This is a genomic window from Klebsiella sp. JB_Kp004 (assembly GCF_040065795.1).
In the GTDB taxonomy this organism is placed as follows: domain Bacteria; phylum Pseudomonadota; class Gammaproteobacteria; order Enterobacterales; family Enterobacteriaceae; genus Klebsiella; species Klebsiella quasipneumoniae.
This window is the reverse complement of the sequence record NZ_JBEAKW010000001.1, coordinates 40,480-62,287: the sequence shown is the minus strand read 5'-3', so window position 1 is coordinate 62,287 and position 21,808 is coordinate 40,480. Positions and strand designations below refer to the sequence as shown.

The following is a 21,808-nucleotide window of genomic DNA, read 5'->3' as shown; positions in this document are numbered from 1 at the left end:
CGTTATTCCTTCTGTTTAATTTAATTAAGGAAAGTTAATGAAACATATTATTAGGCAGGGTGATTCGCTAAAAGAGTATGGTGGTTCAGTTATTGGCGGTCACTATCTTTATTTTGGTAAAGGTATTGCTGTGAAAGGTGATGCGGTGAAATGTAATAAGCATGGGATGACAACGATTGTCGAAGGTAGATATCTGACAAAAGTTGACGGTCAACCAGTAGCATTACATGGTCATCGCTGCGCATGTGGTTGCACGCTGGTGAGTTCCAACCCCGATTGCAGGGTTGCGCAGTGAGAGCTATTCCTACATTTCCTCGCTATCGTCTTGCGAAACCGCCGATTGCAAAGCGCTGGTTTGGGGGAGGTGCCGCTCTGGTTTTGCTCTCTGGTATCATCGCGGCAATGGCAAGAAAATCCGGTGCCAATACCAGTATCATTCTTATCTGCATGGTTGGAATGGTATTACTCGGCGGTGTTGTCTGGTTTGTACGCACGATCTTTTTTCGCCTTTCAGTTCATCATTCACATACCTGGGAGCGCGAAACAGAAAATGAGCGCAGGCATTGGTGGGAAATCCATCGGCGTCAGTTTGCCCTGAAAGATATTGTCCTGATTGGTCCGGCAGGCGCTGAGCTTTCTGACTGGCTGCGTATGATTAAGCGAGAGCATCAGGCTCCATTAGTCAGGCAGGAATCCTTGGGGAAATCGTTACGTATTGCCAGAAGTTTCTCTTCTGCTCTTATTGAACGTGAAAAACAACTGGCTCAAATGCTTGTATTGCAATGGAAAAGGCAGCGAGGTAAGGAATTATTCGTTTCTCCGGCGAAATATTTCTGGCAGGGGAGCCCTGAAGCCTGGCAAGCCTTTGTGGCACAGCTCATTGAGAGTTTTCCGGGAATTAAACCTCCTGAATTACCGGAGTTATGGCAAGGGGAGAAAACATTATCCTTACTGGCTAATGTTCTTGCGAACAATAAACAGCAGGCTAATTTTTTGATTGCCGGGTGCCAGTCTTTATCTCCTTCTTCTGACTCTACTCGTCCTGCTGGTGAATGCGCAGTACTGTGGCTGGCTGGAAACCAGGGGGAAGTCACATTATCCCGTGGTGAATTTTTTGAGCCTTCTGATAGTGAGTCCCTGCGGCACGTCGCCTTGCGAGCCGAAAAACAGAGTGAACTTAATGAGTCGCCCGAACGGTGCATTCTCTTCTCACATCCGGAGCAACCTGAACTCGCCGATTGTGGCTGGAATGTGACCCACAATATCCAGGATGACTACTGGGGCGATCCTGGAAATCTTGATGCGCTGGTTGTGATATCGCTCGCTGCAATTACCGCTAAGAGTGAAGCAAAGCCCTGCGGCTGGATAGCGTCAGACCCCCTTCATACCTTAGCACTTGGGATCGTAAAACCACATGGAAACAGATAAGGACAAAAACCAGACTCAGGAAATTTCTGCCGGGATCACTGTACTGCTTATTGCTGTAGCAGTAACGCTGGTGATCATGCTGGGGGGATTTGCATACTGGTTGATTGCCGGAGAGCGTTCGACGGAATGGTCAGTGATTTCTCCAGTTCTGCTTGTGTGCAGCCTCCTCTGGGTCACACTTGCCTGTGTGATCGCCCTGGCTTTCCTTGCCGTTCATTTTTGGATCATCAGTCGGGTCAAACGAACGACCTCAATATCTCAGAAAAATGAAGCCAAAAAGAAGGCCAGGGAAAGGCGCCTGACGCTCGCCAGAGACATTGGCACCGTGCTGCGCAAATGCTACCACCTCTTCTGGCGCCGCAAAGTCCGCCTGCTTTTAGTCACCGGCGACGATGAGGCAATAGAACAACTGGTTCCCGGCCTACAACGGCAGCACTGGCTTGAAGGCAACCGCACCGTACTGATTTACGGCGGCAGCCTTGCATCGGAGCCTGACCGAGAAAAATACATCGCGCTGCGCAAGCTGCGCCGCGGCCGTCCTCTGGACGGGATTGTGCGGGTGATGCCATCGTCTCTCACCCTGACGCCGCAGATAAGCGAAAACGACCTGCGCGGGCTGGAAAAAATTAGCGAACTACTGGGCTATGCCGCCCCGGTTTGGCTGTGGAAACTGTGCGGCAGTGAGTGGTCGCAGGCTGACCGCGCGGTGCAGGCGGTAGGGGTTAGCTTCCCGTTACGCGCTACCGAGGACGATGTCGCCCGTCAGCTTGCGCAGATGCTGCCCACGCTGCGGGAGCAGGGGATGCGCCAGATCGCGGAGGAGACCCGCCACGACTTCCTGCTGCGTCTGGGGCAGCAGTTTCTCGACGGGGGGATCGCGCAATGGCGCTGGCAGCTGGCGCCGTGGCTGACCGCTTCGCGGCAGAGGTTTGCGCTGCGTGGCCTAATGTTTAGCCTGCCAGAGCCTCGCGCCAAGGATCCTTATCAGGAGGCTGATGCCTCGCCTGCGGGCCAGCCTCATCTCCTGACGCTGCCCGCCACCTGGCAGGGAATCGTCGATGACTGCCGCCGTTTACGCGGGCATCACGTGGGAATGGCGTGGGAGCGGGGCCTGGCGTGCGGTTTGATGGCCATCCTCGGCCTGTGGGCGGCGGGACTGCTGCTCTCCTTTACCCTTAATTACAGCCAGATTGTTTCGGTAGCGGGAAAAGCCCGTGACCTGCTGACCCACCCCTCTGTTTCTGACTATCAACTGACGGCCCTCCATGCCCTGCGCAATGAGGCCGGCCGTCTCGTGCACGATGGGCAGAAGGGAGCGCCCTGGTATCGGCGCTTTGGTCTGGACCATCATCAGCAATTATTAGACGCCGTCCTGCCCTGGTACGGCGTGGCAAACAACCGCCTGATACGTGACCCGGCCAATGTCGCGCTGCGGCAGGCGCTCAGCGCGCTGGTCAACTCCGCACCCAATAGCGAACAGCGAGCCCTGCTGGCGAAACCGGGCTATGACCAGCTGAAAGCCTGGCTGATGATGGCTCGTCCGGATAAAGCCGATGGCGCCTTTTTCGCGCAGACCATGAAAACGGTCCAGCCAACGCGAAAGGGGATCTCGACCGGACTGTGGCAAAGTCTGGCGCCAGATCTGTGGGCCTTTTATCTCTCCCTGCTGCCCGAGCGGCCAGAGTGGAAGATCATCCCGGATGCGCAACGTGTCAGTCAGAGCCGTCAGGTTCTGTTGCAGCAGATAGGTCGCCGCAATGCCGAAAGCACCTTATATGAGAACATGCTCAAATCCGTGCGTCGTAATTTTGCCGATGTATCGCTGGAAGACATGACCAGTGGCACCGATGCGCGCCGCCTGTTTACCACCGATGAAGTGGTCCCGGGGATGTTTACCCGCCAGGCATGGGAAGGCGGCATTCAGCAGGCCATTGATAAGGCAGCCAGCTCGCGCCGGGAGGAAATCGACTGGGTGCTGAGCGATTCGCGCAAAACGGTGTCGACAGACCTGTCGCCTGAGGCGCTGAAAGCGCGTCTGACCCGACGCTACTTCACCGATTTCGCCGGCAGCTGGCTGAATTTTCTCAACAGTCTACGACTTAATCCGGCGACCAATATCGCCGATGTTACCGACCAGCTCACGCTGATAAGCGATGTCCGCCAGTCGCCGCTGATTGCCCTGATGAATACCCTTGCCTGGCAGGGGCAGGCGGGGCAACAAAGGGAGGGGCTGTCGGACAGCCTTATTAAATCGGCCAAAGATCTGGTGGGCGGAAAAGACAAGCCGGTCATCGACCAGTCGGCAGCCGGGCCGCAGGGGCCTCTTGATGACACGTTCGGCCCACTCCTCCAGCTAATGGGGAAAAACACGGGCAGCAACGTCATGTCGGCCGACAGTACCCTGAGCCTGCAAACCTATCTGACCCGTATCACCCGCGTGCGGCTGCGTCTGCAGCAGGTTGCGAATGCCTCCGATCCGCAGGAGATGATGCAGACCCTGGCGCAGACCGTCTTCCAGGGGAAAAGCGTCGACCTGACCGACACGCAACAATATGGCAGTCTGATTTCGGCAAGCCTTGGCGAAGAGTGGAGTGGCTTCGGTAACACTCTGTTTGTGCAGCCGCTGACTCAGGCCTGGGAAACCGTGCTTCTGCCGTCGGCGGCCAGTCTGAATGATAAATGGCGCCGAACGGTAGTCGCCAACTGGCACACTGCCTTTGACGGCCGCTTTCCGTTTGCCGCCAGCAAAAGCGACGCCTCTCTGCCGATGCTGGCGGAGTTTGTGCGCAAAGACAGCGGGCGAATCGAACGTTTTCTTACGACGGAGCTGAACGGTGTCCTGCATAAAGAAGGCAGTCAGTGGGTGCCGGATAAGGTCAACAGCCACGGCCTGGTCTTTAATCCAGCCTTTCTGCGCGCCATCAACCAGCTAAGCCAGCTGTCCGACATTCTTTTCACCGATGGCAGCCAGGGCATCAGCTTCGAATTGCAGGCCAGGCCTGTTGCACAGGTCGTGGAGACACAGCTGACGATAGACGGCCAAAAGCTGCGCTATTTCAATCAGATGGCCGACTGGCAGACTTTCCGCTGGCCGGGGGAAACGTATAAACCCGGCGCTCTGCTGACCTGGACCACCGTCAATGCGGGCACGCGTCTGTTTGGTGACTACAGCGGAACCTGGGGTTTTATTCGCTGGCTGGAGCAGGGTAAACGCCAGCAGCTCGAACGCAGCCAGTGGATGATGAGCTTCACCGCTCCGGATGGCCGCACCCTGCAGTGGGTACTGCGCTCCCAGCTTGGGAGCGGCCCGCTGGTGCTTCTGGCGCTGCGCGGATTGACCCTGCCGGATCAGATTTTCACTGTCGATGCGGCTGAGAGCGCACAGGCCCTGACGGCGGGGGTAGGGAATAGTGACATGGATGAGATGGAAAAATGAGTATTTTACAAAATCTGCTTGCCGCCAGTCAGTTGGATGAAAGCGTACTGCGCCAGCAGGCCCGGTCACGCCAGGAAAACTGGCAGTCATGGCTTGCGCCAATCAGTGATAGCCAGCCCACCGGCAGCGATCCGGGCTATGACGATGATTTTCAGCGTATCCGCGAGGAGGTCAATAAGATCTCCGGCGTCGATACCGAACTGATTTGCCAGCTGGCAGAAAAACTGCTGACTCATACCTGCAAGGATCTGCGCGTGATCACCTTTTACGTGTGGGCGCGTCTGCAGCAGGATGGCGAAACCGGTCTGGCCGAGGGCGTTACGCTGCTTGCGGCAATGCTTGAGCGGTTTGGGGATATGCTCCATCCCCAACGTGAACGTAGCTGCAAATCGGCGCTGGAATGGCTTGGCAGTCGCCGGATGTCGGACAGTCTGTCTCTTTATCCGGAAGTCGACATGACCACTATGCAGGTCATTATCGGGGCGTTATTGCTGACGGAAACCTCTTTTGCCGTATTGGCTGAGGCCTCTCGCCCCGATCTTTCCGGGCTATATCAGCTACTGGAGAACCGACTGGTGCAAAGCGGCGGCGCCCGCAGCCTGGTGCCGCAGACCAGCCGCGAAGAACACGATCTGCTGCCCCAACATGCAGACACCGCACCGGTAATGCATACCGTCACGTCAGGACGTGATTTGCTCGACCAGGTTAAAGTGCTGGCGAAATATCTGCGTGAGTGTCCCGGCGGATGGCTGGCAGGTCATCATCTGATGAAGAGTGTGCGTTGGGATACCCTAACGGAGATACCGCCGCTGGATGCCTCCGGCCGGACCCGGCTATTGCCTCCAAAACCGGAGAGTAAAGCCCATCTTAAGCGGTTGTATTTACAGAAAAGCTGGTCAGAACTGCTGGAGCATACGGACACGCTGTTGGCGCAAGGCGTCAACCATCTGTGGCTGGACGTGCAGTGGTACGCCTGGCAGGCGCTGCTGAAACTGGATGCTGACACTGTACGGGCCGATATCCTGTGCCGGGATATGAAAGGGCTACTGGCTCGTCTACCGGGGCTGGAAACCCTGGCGTTTAACGATGGTACGCCATTCGCCGATGAAGTGACGCTCAACTGGCTTAACGAACATGTTCTGGATGAGATGGCCGGATGGCAAGGTGAGCCGGTGATGGCGGCGACCAGCACTGATGAGGTGCTGTCGCTGGAGTCAGAAGTGCTCGCCCGCGCGGACGATGAAGGTATTGAGTCGGCGCTGAACTGGTTACAGGCGCAACCGGGCTATACCACCAGCCGTAATCGGTGGCTGATGCGCTTATTGATGGCGCGGGTCAGCGAGCAGTACGGAAAAAATGAAATAGCGCTGCATCTGCTGGCGGAACTCGACAGCCGTGCCCGGGAGATGACGCTCGAACAATGGACGCCGGAGCTTATCTTTGAAATCAAAGCCCGCCGACTCCGGCTACTAAGAGGCAAGGCCGGGCGCAGTGAGGCAGAAAAAAATCGCTTGCTGCCAGAGATGGAGTCTTTGCTTGCCGGGCTTATCGCTCTGGATCCCGCTCGCGCTGCGGTGCTGTGCGCATAATTTACGCGTCAACCGCACCTCATTACTTGCATCTGCTGTCTTCTGCATATCTGAAAGCTATTACTTCTTCTGGTGACTTATGGACGATTTAACCCTGCGTTATTACGACGCTGAAATGCGCTACCTGCTGGAAGCGGGTGAAGAGTTTGCCCGCGCTCATCCTGAGCAGGCGGCAATGCTCAATCTTGACAAAGCGGGCGCCCGCGACCCCTTTGTCGAGCGTCTGTTTGAAGGTTTTGCCTTCCTGATGGGCCGCATGCGCCAGAAGCTTGATGACGACCTGCCCGAACTCACCGAAGGCGTGGTCAGTCTGCTGTGGCCACATTATTTACGTACCATTCCTTCCCTGTCGGTCGTGGAATTCACTCCCGACTGGCAGGAAATGAAAGAGCCGATGACGATGGCCAAAGGCTTTGAAGTGCTTTCCCGGCCGATCGGTGAAAAGGGCACGCGCTGTCGGTACACCACCACCAAAGCGATCGCTCTGCAGCCGTTGTCCCTGGAGCGCGCTCAGCTGACCACCGATACGGATGGCCGGTCGGTGATCACGCTGCGCTTTAACTGCAGCAGCCTGACGGACTGGCGCCGGATCGATCTCAGCCATATCCCGCTCTACTGCAACGCCGATGCGCCGCTGGCCTGCGCCATGCACGAGGCTTTTACCCTCAAGGTGGCCAGGATGTGGCTGCGCGTACCCGGTGAGGAGGACAGAAAGCCGCTGGACGGGTATTTCAGCGCGCTGGGGTTTGGCGAGGATGACGGCCTCTGGCCCGAAGATGGCCGCAGTTTTCGCGGCTACCAGCTGCTGCTGGAGTATTTTACCTTCCGCGAAAAGTTCATGTTCATCGACCTGCGCGGGCTGGAGACGGTGGCTTTCCCGGCCGGGATGGCGTGGTTTGAGATCGACGTCGTGCTGGCGGAACGCTGGGAACATGACTTCCGCTTCAGCGAAAAGCAGTTGCGCCTGCACTGCGTGCCGGCGATCAACCTGTTCCCGCTGGAGTCTGATCCGCTGACCATCAATTCCCTGCAGACAGAATACCTACTGCGCCCACTGCGCGTGCAGGACGGCCACACTGAAATTTACACCGTCGATTCCGTGATCTCCTCGAGCCAACAGGCTTACGCGCCGTTCTCAAGCTTTCGTCACAAAGGCGGCATGATGCGTCATGACGCGCCTGATTATTACTATCATACCCGGGTGCGCCGTGGCCCCTCCGGGTTGCATAACACCTGGCTTATCGTCGGCGGGGAAGCCTTTGACAAGCATACCGTACCGGAAGATGAAAGCCTGTCGCTCACCCTCACCGGAACCAACGGCCAGCTTCCGCGTCGTGCGCTGCAGAGCACCGTGCTCGATACGGTGATGAAAACCACCTCGGCCAGCGTCGCGGTTCGTAACCTCTGCGCGCCGACGCTTCCGTGCTATCCCCCTGCCCAGGATCGTTTTCACTGGCGGGTGCTGAGCCATCTGGGCAGCAGTTTTCTTTCCCTGATGGACAACGCTGAAGTCCTGCGAGGCACCCTGGCGCTGTATGAATGGACCGACAGCGAGATGAATCGTCGGCGTCTGGAAGCCATCCTCGAGGTGAAGCACCGCGCAACAGAGCGCTTTGCACAGGGCCATCTGGTGCGCGGCGTGCAAATTGAAGTCACCCTCGACAGCCACGGCTTTGCCGGACGAGGCGATATATGCCTGTTTGGCGAGATGCTCAGCCGCTTCTTTGCGCTCTACACCGATATCTACTTGTTCAACCGCCTGATTATCATTCTGCAACCAACCGGAGAACGACTGGAATGGGAAGAGAAGCACAGCCGACGCATTCCCGGCTGATGCCGCGTCTGGAGGCCGACCTGCCGCGGATCAATTTTTACCGCTTTTGTCAGCTTCTGGAGCGACAGCAACCCGATAAACCGCTGATGGGGGCGACTTGCCATCCGGCTGACGATCCGGTACGTTTTCATCCGCATCCGGGGATGGGGTTCCCCGCCAGCGAACTCAGAGCCGTGGAATACGATGAGGTCAATGACAGCGGGCCGCCGGTCATTCGCACCACCTTTATGGGCTTGTACGGTGTCGATTCGCCGCTCCCGACGGCCTGGCTCGATGATATCGCCCAGCGCAGGGAAGGGCATGAAGCGCTGCAGGGGGTGCTGGATATCTTCAGCCACCGAATTATCACGCAGTATTACCGCATCTGGCGGAAATACTGCTGGCCCGCCACCTTTGAGCCCGGCGGTACCGACCGCCTGTCACAGTCGCTGCTGGGTCTGGCGGGGCTGGGCATCCCCGGCACGACGCGGCATATCGCCTCGCCAGCGTCGCGCTTTCTGGCGCTGACTGGCGTGCTGCGTCAGCCGGGCAAAACTCAGCAGGGGATCCAGGCGCTGATCACGCTGCTGGCCCCGAAGACCACCGTCAGGGTGAGCCCTTACTGCCTGCGTCCGGTGGCGGTCAGCCAGCCGCTGGGCTTTTACGGCGATGACGACTTCTTACTGGACGGAAATACCCCGCTGGGTGACGAAGCGATGGACAGCAGTAGCCAGCTCCTCGTCGCCCTTATCACCGATAATCCCGAGGAGGCGCAGGGCTGGAAGCCTGATGGCCCGCTGTTTCGGGACTTTCTCATCCTGCTGCGGGTGTATCTGGGCTGGCGATTCCGGGCCAGAATCACCCTGACCGCGCCGACCCGACTGCTGGCTGTCCCGCCGCTGGGGGACGGACCGTTCTGGCTCGGTATGAACGGCGTGCTGGGCGCTGGAGAGGGTGAGAGTCAGGATGATATCCCGCAGACATTTACCACCGAACTGGGCACCTATACCGGCCTGCAGCCTGCCACCTCATCGCAAGGAAACCGACGTGTTACGTATAAGTTTGATTAAAACCGCCTGCCTGCTGTCCCTGCTAGCGCTTTGCCTGAGCGGATGCGGGCTCACCCAGCGCGTCACGGAGGGAACAAAATCCGCCTTCAACGCCGTTTTTTATAAGCAAATTAATACGCTGCATCTGGATTTTACGGCGCGCGAAGCGCTCAACACCGATGCCAGAGAGAATCACTCGCTCTCCGAACCGGTGGTGGTGCGCATCTATCAGCTTAAAGATCGCCGGACCTTTGACCGGCTGGTTTACCAGCAGCTGCTGGAGGAGGGGGATATTCTGCTCGCCGCCGATCTCCTCGCCAGTCGCGACGTAGTGATCAACCCCGGAGGGGACGCCAGTCTCAATATGCCGCTGGAAACGCAGGCGAAGTTCGTGGCGGTTGTCGGCCTGTTCCGCCATCCGGATACAGAAAGAAATACCTGGAAGCAGGTGCTGGCGCGTGAGGAATTGGATCCTGACAAGCCACGTATTTTTACCGCCGAAACTAACCAGCTAGGGCTCAGGCCTGAAGCGGCGAAGTAACGTCGAAAACAAATTTCTGCGGCGGGTCCATCGTGGCGATTGGCCCGTAATCTTCGTTAACCAGCGAACTGGCGGTAACCATCCTCATCCCGCCTCACCGGTTTCATCACAGCACAGGGAGATAACGTGACAGCGAGGGAGCGTTTTTTTAAGAAACTGCAGCACCAGCAAAATCCGCCGCGGACAACCACCTTCGATGGGGCGGCGGCCGCGGATATCAACATGTTTCGCCAGCAGATGGCGGCACTCGCCGGGCAGGTGAATCAGTGGTTTGACGGAACGGGCATCGAGGTGGTGGTTTCGACCCGCCACCTCCACGATCTGAGCACCCTTGGCTACAGCCTCAATAGCGGCATCTGCCGCTACGATATCCCCACTCTCCGCCTGCAAAACGGCGAGCGCAGCGTCAATATCGTGCCGCAGCAGCTGTGGGATGGCGTGGAAAAGGGGGTCGTGACCCTGAGCCTTGAGACACCTGGCGGGGCGGGCTCCCGGGAGGTGTTTTATCTGAGCCTGGCCCCGGACGGCGGCTGGTTGATCCGTCAGTCGCGCCAGTCCCCGGAGGCGCGACAGATTCTCACCGAAGACCGCTTTTTTATGGCGATCGACAGCCTGGCCTGACTGGTCAGATGGTTTGTCCGCCCGATACCTCGATCCGCTGGGCGGTCACCCAGCGGTTATCGTCGCGCAGCAGGCTGGCGATCATCGGCCCAATATCCTCGGGAACGCCCACCCGTCCCAGCGCCGTCATCGCGGCAAACTGCGCGTTAACCCCCGCGTCGTCCCGCACCAGTCCGCCGCCAAAGTCGGTGGCGATAGCGCCGGGGGCGACGGTATTGACGGTGATGCCGCGCCCGCCCAGCTCGCGGGCCATGTATACGCTCAGCATCTCCACAGCCGCTTTGGCCGCGGCGTAGGCGGAGAAGCCGGGATAAGAGACGCGGGTCAGTCCGGAGGAGAAGTTAACGATCCGTCCGCCGTCAGCCAGCAGCGGCAGCAGGGTTTGAACGAGGAAAAACACCCCCTTAACGTGGACGTTAAACAGCCCGTCGAACTGCGCCTCGCGCGTTTCGGCCAGCGGGGCAAATTCGCCGTGTCCCGCGTTATTGATCAGATGGTCGAAGGTGTCCCGTCCCCAGACGCTGCCCAGCGCAGCGCGCAGGCTGTCGGCGAAGGCCGGAAAGCTGGCGGTCTGCGCCATATCCAGCGGCAGGGCGATGGCCTTGCGGCCGAGAGCGTGAATGTCGGCCACCACCGCTTCCGCCTGTTCAATATTGCCGCGGCAGGTGACGATGACGTCCCCACCCTGGCGGGCGATATCCAGTGCGGTCTGACGGCCAAGGCCGCGGTTAGCGCCGGTGATAAGTGCAATCTTAGTCATGTTCGATCCTCTCTGGTGTGTGGAGTCCTTACAATAGGGGGTGCCTACCAGACCGGGTTGCCCAATCCTTGTTATTTTTTGCCCATTCCTCTCAATACCCTCTCTTCTGGTGGGAAATAGCGCATACTGAGGCTTTAAAACTTGCCTGAAAGGATCTTATGCGCGACGAACTCTTCGCTCTCTGCCGCCGGTATGCCGATGCTCATGTCGATAGCAGCGGGGTGGCGGTTACCCCGGTTCCCGGCATCACTCTGGTGCGGGCCCTGCACCCCGGCGATCTGCAGGCGGCCATCGCCAGGCCGCTGGTGGCCATGCTGCTGCAGGGGCGCAAAAGCGTGACCACCGGCCTGGCAAGTTTCGACTATGGTCCGGGGGAGGCGATGGTGATCGCCGCGGATGTCCCCACCACCAGCCAGATCACCGAGGCCAGTCAGCGTTTTCCCTATTACGCGCTGGTGCTGGAGCTGGATCTGGCTATCCTGCGCGAGCTGCAGGAGGTGGGGCCGTCAGGGGCGGATGAGGCGCCCCGCGTCGGTATCGAACCGATGAATGCCGACGTGACGGACGCCGCTTACCGGCTGGCAAGACTGTTTGATCAACCGGGGGCGCTGGCGGTGTTAGGCGAAGGGCTGCGGCGGGAGCTGCATTACTGGCTATTGCAGAGTGTTCACGGGGCGGCTATCCGGGCGCTGGGCGTCGCAGACAGCCATTCGGCGCGGATCCGCCGGGCGGTGGCGGTGCTGCGCCGGGATTTTATGCAGCCAGTCAGCGTCGACGCGCTGGCCGACGCCGCCGGGATGAGCGTTTCGGTCTTTCACCGTCATTTCCGCGCCATGACCACCTTGTCGCCGCTGCAGTTTCAGAAGCAGTTGCGCCTGATCCACGCCCGCCGCCTGATGCTGGCGGAAGGGATGAGCATTGCGCAGGCGGCCGGCGAAGTGGGCTATATCAGCGTGTCGCAGTTCACCCGGGAATACGCTCGCCTGTACGGCGCGCCGCCGGGCCGCGACCGTCGACGGGAAAGAATGAGCGCCTGATCTGGCGCGCGGGCTGGCGGCGGCTCCTCCCTGAGCCGGATAGCGGTGGTTCAGTTATCGAGTGTCGCCGTGATGTGCACTTTGTTACCCATTCGCGCCTCAATGATCCGATAGGCGGTTGCGCCCTCGCGGGCGGCCTGCTGGCGAATTTTGCTTTCCGCGTGGTCCAGGGTATCGCCGGTGGCGGTGAGGGTCCTGGCGTTGACCGCCAGCGGCAGCAGGCAACTCAATACGATCAGTGGAATCAGCTTGTTCATCGTCATTCTGTCCTGTGAGAGAAAATCAGCGCGCGGCCTGCAGCCAGCCGGCAATGTCCTGGGTCGGCAGATGGTGGCGGGTATTCCAGGTGTCGCCCATCGGCCACCACACGCCATCCCCCCGGGCGAAGGCGGCGCGATAGCGCAGCATGGCGTTATCCGGGTCTGTCCGCAGCTGGTCCAGCAGAGCGGGCAGGGTGTGAACGGCTTTGCTGAACGTCTGCTGCGTCACGCGCTCCACGGTGTCCGCCAGCTGCCGGTAAGAGGTCGTTTCACCGGCAACAAACGTCACCTCGTTGACGATCCGCGGCTGATGCAGATAAATCGCGGTGGTCAGGCGGCCAATATCCGCCGGCGAGGTGACGGTCACCTGGGTGTCCCAGCTGCCAAGGGCGTGAAGGGTTCGGGCGGATAAATTCACCACATCGAAGTCTGGCTCGAAGAGAAAGCTGGTAAACATGCCGGTGGAGATAATGACCCACTCCGTGGCCTGCTGCGCGCGCAGCAGGGTCCGGACATCATACTGCTCGTCCCAGACCGGCTGGCCGCTGCCTTTGCCGACCACATCGTAATTGACGCCAAACTGCCAGGGAAAATAGCGAGGCACTCCGGCGGCCAGCACCGCGCGGGTAATTTTCAGCTGCGTCCCCGGACCGGCGACAAAGCCCATGCAGTTAATCACGGTGCTGTACCCGCGAAACGCCCAGGTCAGGGTCTCCAGTGAACTACCGGCGATGTCGACGGCGAGAAAGGCGGCCCCGGCGTCGGCCAGCGCCCGGTGGCTTGCCGAACGCAGCTGGCCGGTTTCATCCCAGGCCGCCGGCGAGACGATCACCGAGACCGCGCCCTGGCGCTGGATCACCGCTGGCACCAGCGCATCCAGTACGGCGGCCCCCAGTTGTCCCGCACCCAGAACTAATACTTTTTCCTCAAGATTAATATCATCAGTTTTCATTTTAACTCCTTGCTCAGTTAAGCCTTGTATTCACTGGCTACAGGCTCAGTGTAGGGGGGAGGGTATCATTCGATAAGAACAGGGTTTCGGGTTAGACTGTTCGTCATAATGGGATAATAACCGTCGGGGGAGCACCAAATGGACAGACTGGATGCCATGCAGTTGTATGTTGCGGTTGTGGATGCCCACAGCTTCGCCCGGGCGGCGGAGGCGCTGGGGCAGCCGCGCTCAACGGTGTCGCGGGTAGTGAAGGAGCTGGAAGCCTGGCTTGGGGCGCAGCTTCTTCAGCGCACCACCCGCAAGCTCAGCGTGACGGCGGAGGGGCGTCGGTATTACGAGGAGTGTAAACGGCTGCTGGCCGAAATGACGGCGATGGAAGCCTCCTTTCCCGGCCGCTCGGCCCAGCCCGCCGGGCGGTTCAAGGTGGGGATGCCGCAATCTCTCGCCCGGCACTGCGTTTTGCCGAGGATCGGCGAGTTTCTGCAGCAGTATCCCGACCTGGAGCTGATCCTCTGCTCAAGCGACAACGTGGAAGATATCATCCAGGAGGGATTCGACTGCGTGATCCGTACCGGGCAAATCGAAGATTCCACCACCCTGGTGGCGCGCCCTCTGGCCCGCTACCGCTGGATGGTCCTCGCCTCGCCGGCCTGGATAGCGGCTCACGGCCGGCCGCAGAGCATCGACGATTTGCACCAGCACCGGGCGGTGGGATACCTGAACCACCGTACCGGGCGGACCATCGACTGGCTTTTCTCCCTCGATGACGGCGACTGCGCGATCCGCATGCAGGAGACGCTGGTGGTCGACGATACCGATGCCTATATCCAGGCCGGCGTTCAGGGGCTGGGCCTGATCCGCGTCGCCAGCTATCTGGCGCAACCCTGGCTGCAGAGCGGCGCGCTGGTCGCCTGTCTGGAGCAGGCCGCGGCTGATCTTCCCCTGTCGCTGGTCTATCCGCAAAACCGCTATCTGCCGCCGGCGGTGCGCGCGTTTTACGACTGGAGCAGGCGCGTTCTGCAACCCCCGCTCAGCGAGGCCTGATGACGGGGCATCGGCCCGGTTATTGGCCGCGCATGGCCTGTTTTATCCTCGCTATCAGCCAGTTCAGCGCCGGATCCTGCGCCCGGCGTTTGTGGCGCAGTATACACAGGGTAAATTCCGGGTAGGCCACCGGCGGGGCGTCCGCGCGCAGCGCATACTGCGCCTGCCAGCGTTGCGCCAGCCCCTGGGGGACGGTGGCGAAGAGCGGCAGGGTGGTCAGCAGGAGGGGAAAGGTGGAGAAATTCTGCGTGGCGAAGCGCACGCGCCGCGCGAGTCCCTGACTGGCGAGCTGGCGATCTATTTCCCCGTGGCCGGTTTCGCGATAGGCCACCATCACATGTTCCCAGGCGACGAAATCGCCCACCGACAACGGCCCGCGGCAGGGGATCTGCTGCGGCGACCACAGGGTGGTCACCCCCATGCTCATCACTGGTTCGCTGACGATCTCCCCGCGGCTCTGCTTGTTGAGGGACACCGCGACATCAATGCGATCCGCCTCCAGCAGCTGGCGTACCTGGAAGGGGTCGGCGGCGAGTGTCTGGAGCGACACCCCGGGCGCCTCCTGCATCAGTCCGGGCAACAGCTGGGGCATCAGCCAGTGTTCGCTCCAGTCGCTGAGGCCGACGCGGAAAAGCTGCTGCGCGCTGGCGGGGGAAAACTCCCCGGCGCCAAACATTGCCGAATGCAGGTGTTCCATCAGGGGCTGCAGCTCGCTCATCAGCGCTTGCGCCCGCGGGGTCGGCAGCATGCCTCTGGCGCTGCGCACGAACAGCGGATCGTCAAACATCTCGCGCAGCCGTTTCAGCGCCCCGCTGATGGCCGGTTGGCCAAGATGCAGCGCCTCTGCGGTGCGGGTAACGCTGGCTTCGCGGTACAGCACCATTAAGACCGTCAACAAATTCAGATCGATACGACTAAAATCATTTTCAATGATTTTCTTCATTATGATAATCAATTTGAATGTGGGTTATCCCGGCAGCATAGTGAATATCACCCCGGTAAATCAACCAGCGCAATGCGCGCGGAGGGAGTGATGCAAACTTACCAGACAGGCGACAGCCTGATATTCAAAGTGCCGGAGCGCGAGATTAGCCTGCAGTCGGCGGCGCTCTATCCCGCGGCGTTCCCTGTAACGGAGGCGGACGCCGATAATCAGCCAATCGCGCTGTCAATCCACAGCTGGGTGGTACAGACCCCCCACGATCTGATCGTTATCGATACCGCCACCGGCAATGGTCGAGAGCGCGGCGGCAATCCGCTCTATCATCAACTTAACACGCCCTATCTGGAGAATCTCCGCGCCGCGGGAGTGAACCCGGAGGAGGTGACCCTTGTGCTACTGACCCACCTGCACACCGATCATGTCGGGTGGAATACCGTCTGGCGGGACGATCGCTGGGCGCCGCTGTTTCCCAACGCGCGCTACCTGTGTTCGGCAAAAGAGCTTACGCGGGTGAAGAACAGCGAACGCTACCGGGCGCTGTGGCTCGACAGCCTGCTGCCGGTGATCGAGGCTGGCCAGCTGGAGACCGTGGATGTGGCGGCCAGGCCGCGGGTCGGCGGACGGATCGCCTTTATCCCTACCCCCGGCCACAGTCCGGACCATGCCGCGCTGATCCTCTCCTCTGGCGATGACTACGCCTGTTTCTCAGGCGATCTTCTGCATTCCCCGCGCCAGTTTACCCATCCGCACTGGAGCTCGGCGTTCTGCGGCGATCCCCGGCAGGCGGAACGCTCGCGACGCGAGATGATGGCGTGGTGCGCAAGCCATCATGCCCAATGGTTCACCGGGCATTTCGCCGGACCCTCCTGCGGTTGGCTGGAGGAGGACAGGCCAGGGGAGTATCGCTGGCGAGACGCCGGACAACGATCTGCTGACGAGGGGGAACGGTGATGAATAATGTCCAAATCGTATTGGTTTTTGGCGCCACCGGCCAGCAGGGCGGCTCGGTGGCGCGGGCGCTGCTGCACCGCGGCTGGCGAGTGCGGGCGCTGGTCAGGGATCCTTTCTCCGCCGGGGCTGTCGCGCTGGCGGCGCGGGGAGCGGAGCTGGTCGTGGGCGCCTTTGAAGACCGGGCGGCAATGCGGGCAGCGATGGCCGGGGTCGACGGCGTCTTCAGCGTGCAGCCCAGCTCGCCGGGCGGGACGGTAACCGATGAGCAGGAGGTGCGCTACGGGATAACCATCGCCGACCTTGCCGTCGAGTGCGGGGTAAAGCATCTGGTGTACAGCTCCGGCAGCGCGGCGGGGGAGACGCCGACCGGCGTAGCGCATTATGACACCAAAGCGGCGATTGAGCGGCATATCCGCCGCCTGCCGCTGGCGGCGACCATCGTGCGGCCCGCCACCTTTATGGAGCTGCTGGTGATGCCCGGTTTTGGCCTTGATGAAGGTCATTTTCACTTTTTTATGCTGCCGGAGGGGAGGATGCAGGTGCTGGCGGTGGAGGATATCGGCCAGCTTGTCGCAGCGATTTTTGCCGCGCCGGCGCGGTTTGCCGGCAAGACGTTCGATATCGCCAGCGACAGCGTGACCGGTCGTCAGCTCGAGGCGTTATTCTCCGCGGCGGCGGGACGGCCGATCCCCTATTCGCGATTTTCCGACGAGGTGCTGGCCGCCAGCCCTTTTCTGCACAAGCTGACCGGGCTGGTGGACGACGGGCGGCTGGCGGGGCACGCCGACCTCGACGCCCTGCGCCAGCTGCACCCGCAGCTGCACACCTTCGCCGGCTGGCTGGCGGGCCCCGGCCGTCCCGCCTTCGAGCGGGCGCTGACCAGCGGGATCCGCTGGGCGTTTAATCGTTAAAGACGACTATATCCTTTCCGCCGGCGTCTCGTTGTCTGGCCCGGCGGATGACCTGCGCTGAGAAGGCCTGCAGGTCGTTAAGACAACGCACGAGGAGTCTGAGTGTAAATTTTTTGGCGGTTTTTGCTGGCAACGATAGGTGAAAGTGAACGTCCAGAATTTTCAGCCGCTTAGAATGGAGGAAACTCTCTGGGATCGTCTGAATAATGACAATTTACCGATGGGCTTCGGCCTGCCTGTTAAGCATAACCTGCGCCGCTACGGCGGCGGAATTTAAAACCATCGAGGCCGATCTGCTGGCCTCCAACCGGCTGTTCTGTATGACCGGTTATGACCATAAGCCGATCGGCGTGGCCTGGGAGAGCGTCAAATCCAGCCGCTATCAGCCGCAGTCGGATGGCGACCGTATTTTCAGCGACACCGTCTCCCGGCGCTTTCTGGAAGAGGAGAATAAGACCGCCTTTTACAATGGCGCCAAATATCGCGTACTGGGTAAACCCGCCAGCGCCTGCTATGACTATTCCGCCGCGCGTATTCAACGCATGGCGGGCTACCTGAAGGTGTAACGTCTCCGCGAGGCGGGCGCTAAAACAGCGCCAGCCGGGCGAGACGGTCCAGCGCCTTGCGCAGCGCGTCGTCCCCAGCCGTCAGACTGATGCGAATAAACCCTTCCCCCCCATCGCCAAAACCAGTGCCTGGCGCCACCAGAATATGCGCCTCCTGCAGCAGCAGGCGGGCAAACTCTTGTGAACGGTACCCGGGCGGCACGCTCAGCCAGAGGAAGAAAGTACCTTGTGCGGCACGAACCGGCCAGCGCAGTGCGGCCAGTCGACGCAGAACCCACTCCCGGCGCTGATGATACACCGCCGTCAGCCGCGCAATCCGTTCTGCCGGCAGGCTGAGCGCGGCGATCGCTGCATCCTGAATGGCGCCAAACACCGTGCTGTAGCTGTGGGTGTGCAGTTTTTTAAACGCCCGGATAATCGAGGCGTTGCCGACCGCGAAGCCGAAGCGCCAGCCGGCCATATTAAAGGTCTTGGAGAAGGTGTAGGTCTCCACTCCCCACGCTTTCGCGTCGGGCTGGGAGAAAAGGCTCAGCGGCGCATCGCTGGCCGCGCTGCCGATGGCCGCATAGGCAAAATCATGCAGGATCGGCACCTGGTGACGGCGGGCAAACTGCAGGGCGCTGGCGAACAGCGCCGGCGTGGCGAGGGCGCCGGTGGGGTTATGCGGATAGTTAAGCACCACCAGCCCGGCCTGGTCAGCCACCTCCCGGGGGAGGTCGTTAAAATCCGGCAGGAAGTGGTTCTCAGCCCTGAGCGGCAGGCCATAAAACGCCGCCTGGGACTGCAGCGCCGCTGAGCGGTAAATGGGATAGCAGGGATCGGTGGAGATGAGGTATTGTCCGGGACGGAGCAGCGCCCGCGGGATGCCGCCAATACCGATATGCGAGCCCTGAAATACCGCGACTTCGCTGTGCGGATCGAGTTCCATATCATACTGGCGGCGATAAAAATGGGCGATCGCTTCGCGGACCTGCGGCTTGCCCCAGAACGACGGGTAGCCATGGTTTTCACGACGATGAATGGCGCTCTGCAGCGAGTCAATCACTTCCGGCGGCGTGGGCTGATCCGGACTGCCGCTGGAGAGGTCGATCAACGGCAGCGCGTCGGTGTTGACCTCCGCGGCCAGTTTTTCCAGCAGGCTGAACAGATTCTCTTCCAGGGCGTCCACCAGCGGTGAAGCAGCGAAATCAGGCATAATTTTCCCGGTTTACGTTATCAATAATCTGCCATCTTTAAGGGATTTATTGCGCCTGGCTAAATAACAATATATGCAAAGGATTATTGTTTTTAGGATATGTCGGGATGGCAAAAGTTTATGAGGAATAAGCAAAAGGAAATCCGGCGTTCTGGCTTACAACCCGCTTTCGGCTGTGATTTAATCGCTCAATATCGCCAACCTTCCTGGAAAATACCTTATGAACAAGTCAGTTGCGCTCGGAATGACGCTCGCCCTGTTATCCGCTACCTCCTTTTACGCCACCGCCGATCAAATTATTCGTATCGGCTTTAACCCCGGGCCGTATAAAGAGCAGTTTGAAAAAGGGGTCGCCCCCTATTTATTGAGTAAAGGATATAAAATCGAATATAAAGATTTCAGCGACGGTATTCAGGTCAATGACGCGGTAGCTCGCGGCGATATCGAAGCGAATATTATGCAGCATCCGGTATACCTGAAAGCGATCAATGAGCGACTGGGGACCGATAACGTCGGCATTGTGCAGGTACCCACGCCGCCGATGGGTCTGTACGGCGGCAAGCTGACGACCCTGGGCACCCCGGCAGCCGGCACGGTGGTGTCGGTGCCAAACCAGCCGTCGAACGAATATCGCGCGGTTCTGGTGCTGGAAAGCCTCGGCTGGGTGAAGATTAAACCGGACAGCGATCCCGCCACCTTTTCGCAGCGTAATATCGTTGCCAACCCCTATAACATCGTGCTTAAGGAGATGGACAATGCCCAGCAGGTTCGCGCGCTGCCGGACGTCGACTACGGCCTGATTCAGGGCAATTTCGCCGTCTCCAGCGGCATGGCGCTTACCTCGGCATTAAAGCTGGAGGCCGCCACCAGCCATTTTATTAACGTTGTGACCGTTGCCGGTAAAAATCAGAAGGCGCAGTTTGCCAAAGATATCATCGACGGCTATCACTCTGCCGATTTCAAAAAATATATTCTCAGCCATCCGCAGTATGATGGTTACCTGCTGCCTGATTATTTAAAATGAATAACGCGATGATAGAATTTCGCCATGTCAGTAAAACCTTTAACAGAAAAGGACATCCGGTTCTGGCCCTGCAGGATATTAATCTCAGTATCGACCGGGGCGATATTTTCGGCATTATTGGCTACAGCGGCGCAGGGAAAAGCACCTTATTGCGGCTGATTAATCGTCTGGAAACGCCGGGTGAGGGCGAGGTGGTGTTGAACGGTGAGTCGCTCCAGGACTGCAGCGGCCAGCGCCTGCAGGCGATCAAAAAAGATATCGGCATGATCTTTCAGAATTTTAATCTGCTGAATTCGAAAACGGTATTTCATAACATCGCTATCCCGCTTATTTTGCAGGGACGCGACAAGGCCTTTATCCAGGCGCGGGTTGCGGAGCTGCTGGCGTTTGTCGACCTGAGCGACAAAATGCACAGCTACCCGAATGAGCTGTCGGGAGGGCAAAAGCAGCGGGTCGGTATCGCCCGGGCGCTGGCCACTAACCCGTCGGTGCTGCTGTGCGATGAAGCCACCTCGGCGCTCGACCCCCATACCACGGTACAGATCTTATTGCTGCTGCAGGAGATTAATCGCCGCTATGGCATCACCATTGTGCTGATTACGCATGAAATGTCAGTGATCCAGAAAATCTGTCACAAGGTGGCGGTGATGCAGGCCGGGCGCATTGTTGAGCAGGGGACGGTTTTCGATCTCTTTGCCCAGCCGCAGCATCCGGTCACCGCCAGTTTCGTGCAGTCGGTGGTGCACGATCGTCTGCCGCAGCGGGTGGCGTCGCTCCTGCAGCGCGACAACGGCGCCCGGGCTTTACGCCTCGAATTTATCGGCGCGACGGCCCGGCAGCCGATCATTAACCGCCTGATCCGCGAGTATGCTGTCGAGGTGAATATCCTGTTTGCCAGCATGTCCGAAGTTCAGGGCCGGATACTGGGATTTATGATTGTGCAACTCCTCGGCGAGCCTGACGAAACCGAACGCGCCATCACCCATCTGGCCGACGCAGGAGTGAAAATCATCCATGTTTGATCTTATTGATACCGCCATTACCGGCGAGCAGTTTCTGCTGGCGCTGCATGATACCCTGATTATGGTCGCCATCTCACTGGGCTTTGGCGCGTTGCTCGGCGTCCCGCTGGGAATTGTGCTGGTGGTTTGCCGTCCTGGCGGCATCGTGGCCAACCCGGTGGTGCATCAGGCGCTGAATCCGCTGATTAACGTGCTGCGCTCGCTGCCGTTTATCATTTTGCTGATTGTGATCCTGCCCTTCACCAGGCTGCTGGTGGGCACGACTATCGGCACCGCGGGCGCCATCGTGCCGCTGATCGTTTTTGTCGCCCCCTATATTGCCCGGCTGGTGGAGAGCTCGCTGCTGGAGGTGGATGAGGGGATCCTTGAGGCCGCAGACGCCATGGGCGCTACCCCTCTGCAGACCGTCTGGCATTTCATGCTGCCGGAGGCGGCGGCGTCGTTGATTCTGGCCCTTACCACCGCGACCATCGGTCTGCTTGGCGCGACCGCCATGGCGGGAACGGTGGGCGGCGGCGGGATCGGCGACCTGGCGATCACCTACGGCTATCAGCGTTTCGACGCCTTTGCCACCCTCACCACCGCCCTGGTGCTGATTGTTATTGTCCAGCTTATTCAGACGCTGGGCACCCGCCTGGCTCGCCGACTGCGTCGCGAATAACTGCT

At 59.6% G+C, this 21,808-nt stretch carries 21 protein-coding genes; 16 read left to right on the top strand and 5 right to left on the bottom strand.

Annotated elements, in window-relative coordinates:
* Nucleotides 1-37: 37 nt before the first annotated feature.
* The 8 genes from ABLX76_RS00290 (at nucleotide 38) to ABLX76_RS00255 (ending at nucleotide 10,477) form a co-directional block, all read left to right on the top strand.
* Entirely contained in the window at nucleotides 38-295 is a 258-nt protein-coding gene (locus ABLX76_RS00290; protein ID WP_348873703.1) for a PAAR domain-containing protein, read from the top strand.
* Nucleotides 292-1,428, top strand: coding sequence for a hypothetical protein (locus ABLX76_RS00285; RefSeq protein WP_065882158.1), 1,137 nt, complete (start codon nucleotides 292-294; stop codon nucleotides 1,426-1,428). Before ABLX76_RS00290 ends, ABLX76_RS00285 begins: the two co-directional genes overlap by 4 nt.
* The gene (locus ABLX76_RS00280; RefSeq protein ID WP_348873701.1) at nucleotides 1,415-4,864 is read left to right on the top strand and encodes an ImcF-related family protein; all 3,450 of its coding nucleotides are present in this window, start codon (nucleotides 1,415-1,417) and stop codon (nucleotides 4,862-4,864) included. The genes ABLX76_RS00285 and ABLX76_RS00280 overlap by 14 nt, the downstream gene beginning before the upstream one ends.
* The gene (gene tssA / locus ABLX76_RS00275) at nucleotides 4,861-6,453 is read left to right on the top strand and encodes a type VI secretion system protein TssA (RefSeq protein ID WP_348873699.1); all 1,593 of its coding nucleotides are present in this window, start codon (nucleotides 4,861-4,863) and stop codon (nucleotides 6,451-6,453) included. The genes ABLX76_RS00280 and tssA overlap by 4 nt, the downstream gene beginning before the upstream one ends.
* A 79-nt stretch (nucleotides 6,454-6,532) precedes the next feature.
* Nucleotides 6,533-8,287, top strand: a complete 1,755-nt coding sequence (tssF, locus tag ABLX76_RS00270; RefSeq protein ID WP_332083643.1) for a type VI secretion system baseplate subunit TssF — start codon at nucleotides 6,533-6,535, stop codon at nucleotides 8,285-8,287.
* On the top strand, nucleotides 8,251-9,336 hold the full coding sequence (gene tssG, locus ABLX76_RS00265; protein ID WP_348873696.1) for a type VI secretion system baseplate subunit TssG: 1,086 nt from the start codon (nucleotides 8,251-8,253) through the stop codon (nucleotides 9,334-9,336). Before tssF ends, tssG begins: the two co-directional genes overlap by 37 nt.
* Nucleotides 9,314-9,856, top strand: a complete 543-nt coding sequence (gene tssJ, locus ABLX76_RS00260) for a type VI secretion system lipoprotein TssJ (protein WP_348873694.1) — start codon at nucleotides 9,314-9,316, stop codon at nucleotides 9,854-9,856. The genes tssG and tssJ overlap by 23 nt, the downstream gene beginning before the upstream one ends.
* Nucleotides 9,857-9,982: 126 nt before the next feature.
* On the top strand, nucleotides 9,983-10,477 hold the full coding sequence (locus ABLX76_RS00255; RefSeq protein ID WP_101977594.1) for a hypothetical protein: 495 nt from the start codon (nucleotides 9,983-9,985) through the stop codon (nucleotides 10,475-10,477).
* Nucleotides 10,478-10,481: 4 nt separating this feature from the next.
* Here the strand turns inward: ABLX76_RS00255 and ABLX76_RS00250 are convergent, their stop codons facing one another.
* Nucleotides 10,482-11,237 carry an SDR family oxidoreductase gene (locus ABLX76_RS00250; protein WP_032452600.1) on the bottom strand — a complete coding sequence of 252 codons (756 nt, stop codon included), beginning with the start codon at nucleotides 11,235-11,237 and terminating at the stop codon, nucleotides 10,482-10,484.
* Between the two features lie 158 nt (nucleotides 11,238-11,395).
* Between ABLX76_RS00250 and ABLX76_RS00245 the strand changes: the two genes are divergently transcribed.
* The gene (locus ABLX76_RS00245; RefSeq protein ID WP_064154719.1) at nucleotides 11,396-12,274 is read left to right on the top strand and encodes an AraC family transcriptional regulator; all 879 of its coding nucleotides are present in this window, start codon (nucleotides 11,396-11,398) and stop codon (nucleotides 12,272-12,274) included.
* A gap of 50 nt (nucleotides 12,275-12,324) precedes the next feature.
* Here the strand turns inward: ABLX76_RS00245 and ABLX76_RS00240 are convergent, their stop codons facing one another.
* Nucleotides 12,325-12,531: a DUF1471 domain-containing protein gene (locus ABLX76_RS00240; RefSeq protein ID WP_032452602.1), complete on the bottom strand. Its 207-nt coding sequence runs from the start codon at nucleotides 12,529-12,531 to the stop codon at nucleotides 12,325-12,327.
* Between the two features lie 25 nt (nucleotides 12,532-12,556).
* Entirely contained in the window at nucleotides 12,557-13,486 is a 930-nt protein-coding gene (locus ABLX76_RS00235; protein WP_241515679.1) for an aromatic alcohol reductase, read from the bottom strand.
* 138 nt (nucleotides 13,487-13,624) lie between these two features.
* On the opposite strand from ABLX76_RS00235, the gene ABLX76_RS00230 reads away from it, so the two are divergent.
* Nucleotides 13,625-14,530: a LysR family transcriptional regulator gene (locus ABLX76_RS00230; RefSeq protein ID WP_065882180.1), complete on the top strand. Its 906-nt coding sequence runs from the start codon at nucleotides 13,625-13,627 to the stop codon at nucleotides 14,528-14,530.
* Nucleotides 14,531-14,549: 19 nt separating this feature from the next.
* Here the strand turns inward: ABLX76_RS00230 and ABLX76_RS00225 are convergent, their stop codons facing one another.
* Nucleotides 14,550-15,473 (bottom strand): LysR family transcriptional regulator, encoded by a 924-nt coding sequence (locus ABLX76_RS00225; RefSeq protein ID WP_243805614.1) that lies wholly within the window; start codon nucleotides 15,471-15,473, stop codon nucleotides 14,550-14,552.
* 87 nt (nucleotides 15,474-15,560) lie between these two features.
* On the opposite strand from ABLX76_RS00225, the gene ABLX76_RS00220 reads away from it, so the two are divergent.
* The 3 genes from ABLX76_RS00220 (at nucleotide 15,561) to ABLX76_RS00210 (ending at nucleotide 17,901) form a co-directional block, all read left to right on the top strand.
* Nucleotides 15,561-16,424, top strand: coding sequence for an MBL fold metallo-hydrolase (locus tag ABLX76_RS00220; protein ID WP_348873691.1), 864 nt, complete (start codon nucleotides 15,561-15,563; stop codon nucleotides 16,422-16,424).
* Nucleotides 16,424-17,335 (top strand): NmrA/HSCARG family protein, encoded by a 912-nt coding sequence (locus ABLX76_RS00215; RefSeq protein WP_348873689.1) that lies wholly within the window; start codon nucleotides 16,424-16,426, stop codon nucleotides 17,333-17,335. Before ABLX76_RS00220 ends, ABLX76_RS00215 begins: the two co-directional genes overlap by 1 nt.
* 206 nt (nucleotides 17,336-17,541) lie before the next feature.
* Nucleotides 17,542-17,901 carry a hypothetical protein gene (locus tag ABLX76_RS00210; RefSeq protein WP_023289413.1) on the top strand — a complete coding sequence of 120 codons (360 nt, stop codon included), beginning with the start codon at nucleotides 17,542-17,544 and terminating at the stop codon, nucleotides 17,899-17,901.
* A gap of 19 nt (nucleotides 17,902-17,920) precedes the next feature.
* Here ABLX76_RS00210 and ABLX76_RS00205 read toward each other — a convergent pair whose 3' ends face one another.
* On the bottom strand, nucleotides 17,921-19,096 hold the full coding sequence (locus ABLX76_RS00205) for an aminotransferase class I/II-fold pyridoxal phosphate-dependent enzyme (protein WP_348873687.1): 1,176 nt from the start codon (nucleotides 19,094-19,096) through the stop codon (nucleotides 17,921-17,923).
* Nucleotides 19,097-19,316: 220 nt separating this feature from the next.
* Between ABLX76_RS00205 and ABLX76_RS00200 the strand changes: the two genes are divergently transcribed.
* From ABLX76_RS00200 to ABLX76_RS00190, 3 genes are read left to right on the top strand one after another with little or no spacing between them, the layout of a single operon-like run.
* On the top strand, nucleotides 19,317-20,120 hold the full coding sequence (locus ABLX76_RS00200; RefSeq protein ID WP_032452608.1) for a MetQ/NlpA family ABC transporter substrate-binding protein: 804 nt from the start codon (nucleotides 19,317-19,319) through the stop codon (nucleotides 20,118-20,120).
* A gap of 8 nt (nucleotides 20,121-20,128) precedes the next feature.
* Nucleotides 20,129-21,142: an ATP-binding cassette domain-containing protein gene (locus ABLX76_RS00195; protein ID WP_032452622.1), complete on the top strand. Its 1,014-nt coding sequence runs from the start codon at nucleotides 20,129-20,131 to the stop codon at nucleotides 21,140-21,142.
* On the top strand, nucleotides 21,135-21,803 hold the full coding sequence (locus ABLX76_RS00190) for a methionine ABC transporter permease (RefSeq protein ID WP_044522560.1): 669 nt from the start codon (nucleotides 21,135-21,137) through the stop codon (nucleotides 21,801-21,803). The genes ABLX76_RS00195 and ABLX76_RS00190 overlap by 8 nt, the downstream gene beginning before the upstream one ends.
* Nucleotides 21,804-21,808: the final 5 nt, after the last annotated feature.

Excerpts from the sequence above, each read along its gene's own strand:
- tssG (WP_348873696.1), top strand. The coding sequence starts at position 8,251 with ATGGGAAGAGAAGCACAGCCGACGCATTCCCGGCTGATGCCGCGTCTG.
- ABLX76_RS00205 (WP_348873687.1), bottom strand. The coding sequence starts at position 19,096 with ATGCCTGATTTCGCTGCTTCACCGCTGGTGGACGCCCTGGAAGAGAAT.
- ABLX76_RS00225 (WP_243805614.1), bottom strand. The coding sequence starts at position 15,473 with ATGAAGAAAATCATTGAAAATGATTTTAGTCGTATCGATCTGAATTTG.
- ABLX76_RS00190 (WP_044522560.1), top strand. The coding sequence starts at position 21,135 with ATGTTTGATCTTATTGATACCGCCATTACCGGCGAGCAGTTTCTGCTG.
- ABLX76_RS00245 (WP_064154719.1), top strand. The coding sequence starts at position 11,396 with ATGCGCGACGAACTCTTCGCTCTCTGCCGCCGGTATGCCGATGCTCAT.
- ABLX76_RS00280 (WP_348873701.1), top strand. The coding sequence starts at position 1,415 with ATGGAAACAGATAAGGACAAAAACCAGACTCAGGAAATTTCTGCCGGG.
- ABLX76_RS00200 (WP_032452608.1), top strand. The coding sequence starts at position 19,317 with ATGAACAAGTCAGTTGCGCTCGGAATGACGCTCGCCCTGTTATCCGCT.
- ABLX76_RS00240 (WP_032452602.1), bottom strand. The coding sequence starts at position 12,531 with ATGAACAAGCTGATTCCACTGATCGTATTGAGTTGCCTGCTGCCGCTG.
- tssF (WP_332083643.1), top strand. The coding sequence starts at position 6,533 with ATGGACGATTTAACCCTGCGTTATTACGACGCTGAAATGCGCTACCTG.
- ABLX76_RS00210 (WP_023289413.1), top strand. The coding sequence starts at position 17,542 with ATGACAATTTACCGATGGGCTTCGGCCTGCCTGTTAAGCATAACCTGC.
- ABLX76_RS00215 (WP_348873689.1), top strand. The coding sequence starts at position 16,424 with ATGAATAATGTCCAAATCGTATTGGTTTTTGGCGCCACCGGCCAGCAG.
- ABLX76_RS00235 (WP_241515679.1), bottom strand. The coding sequence starts at position 13,486 with ATGAAAACTGATGATATTAATCTTGAGGAAAAAGTATTAGTTCTGGGT.
- ABLX76_RS00250 (WP_032452600.1), bottom strand. The coding sequence starts at position 11,237 with ATGACTAAGATTGCACTTATCACCGGCGCTAACCGCGGCCTTGGCCGT.
- ABLX76_RS00195 (WP_032452622.1), top strand. The coding sequence starts at position 20,129 with ATGATAGAATTTCGCCATGTCAGTAAAACCTTTAACAGAAAAGGACAT.
- tssA (WP_348873699.1), top strand. The coding sequence starts at position 4,861 with ATGAGTATTTTACAAAATCTGCTTGCCGCCAGTCAGTTGGATGAAAGC.
- ABLX76_RS00230 (WP_065882180.1), top strand. The coding sequence starts at position 13,625 with ATGGACAGACTGGATGCCATGCAGTTGTATGTTGCGGTTGTGGATGCC.
- ABLX76_RS00290 (WP_348873703.1), top strand. The coding sequence starts at position 38 with ATGAAACATATTATTAGGCAGGGTGATTCGCTAAAAGAGTATGGTGGT.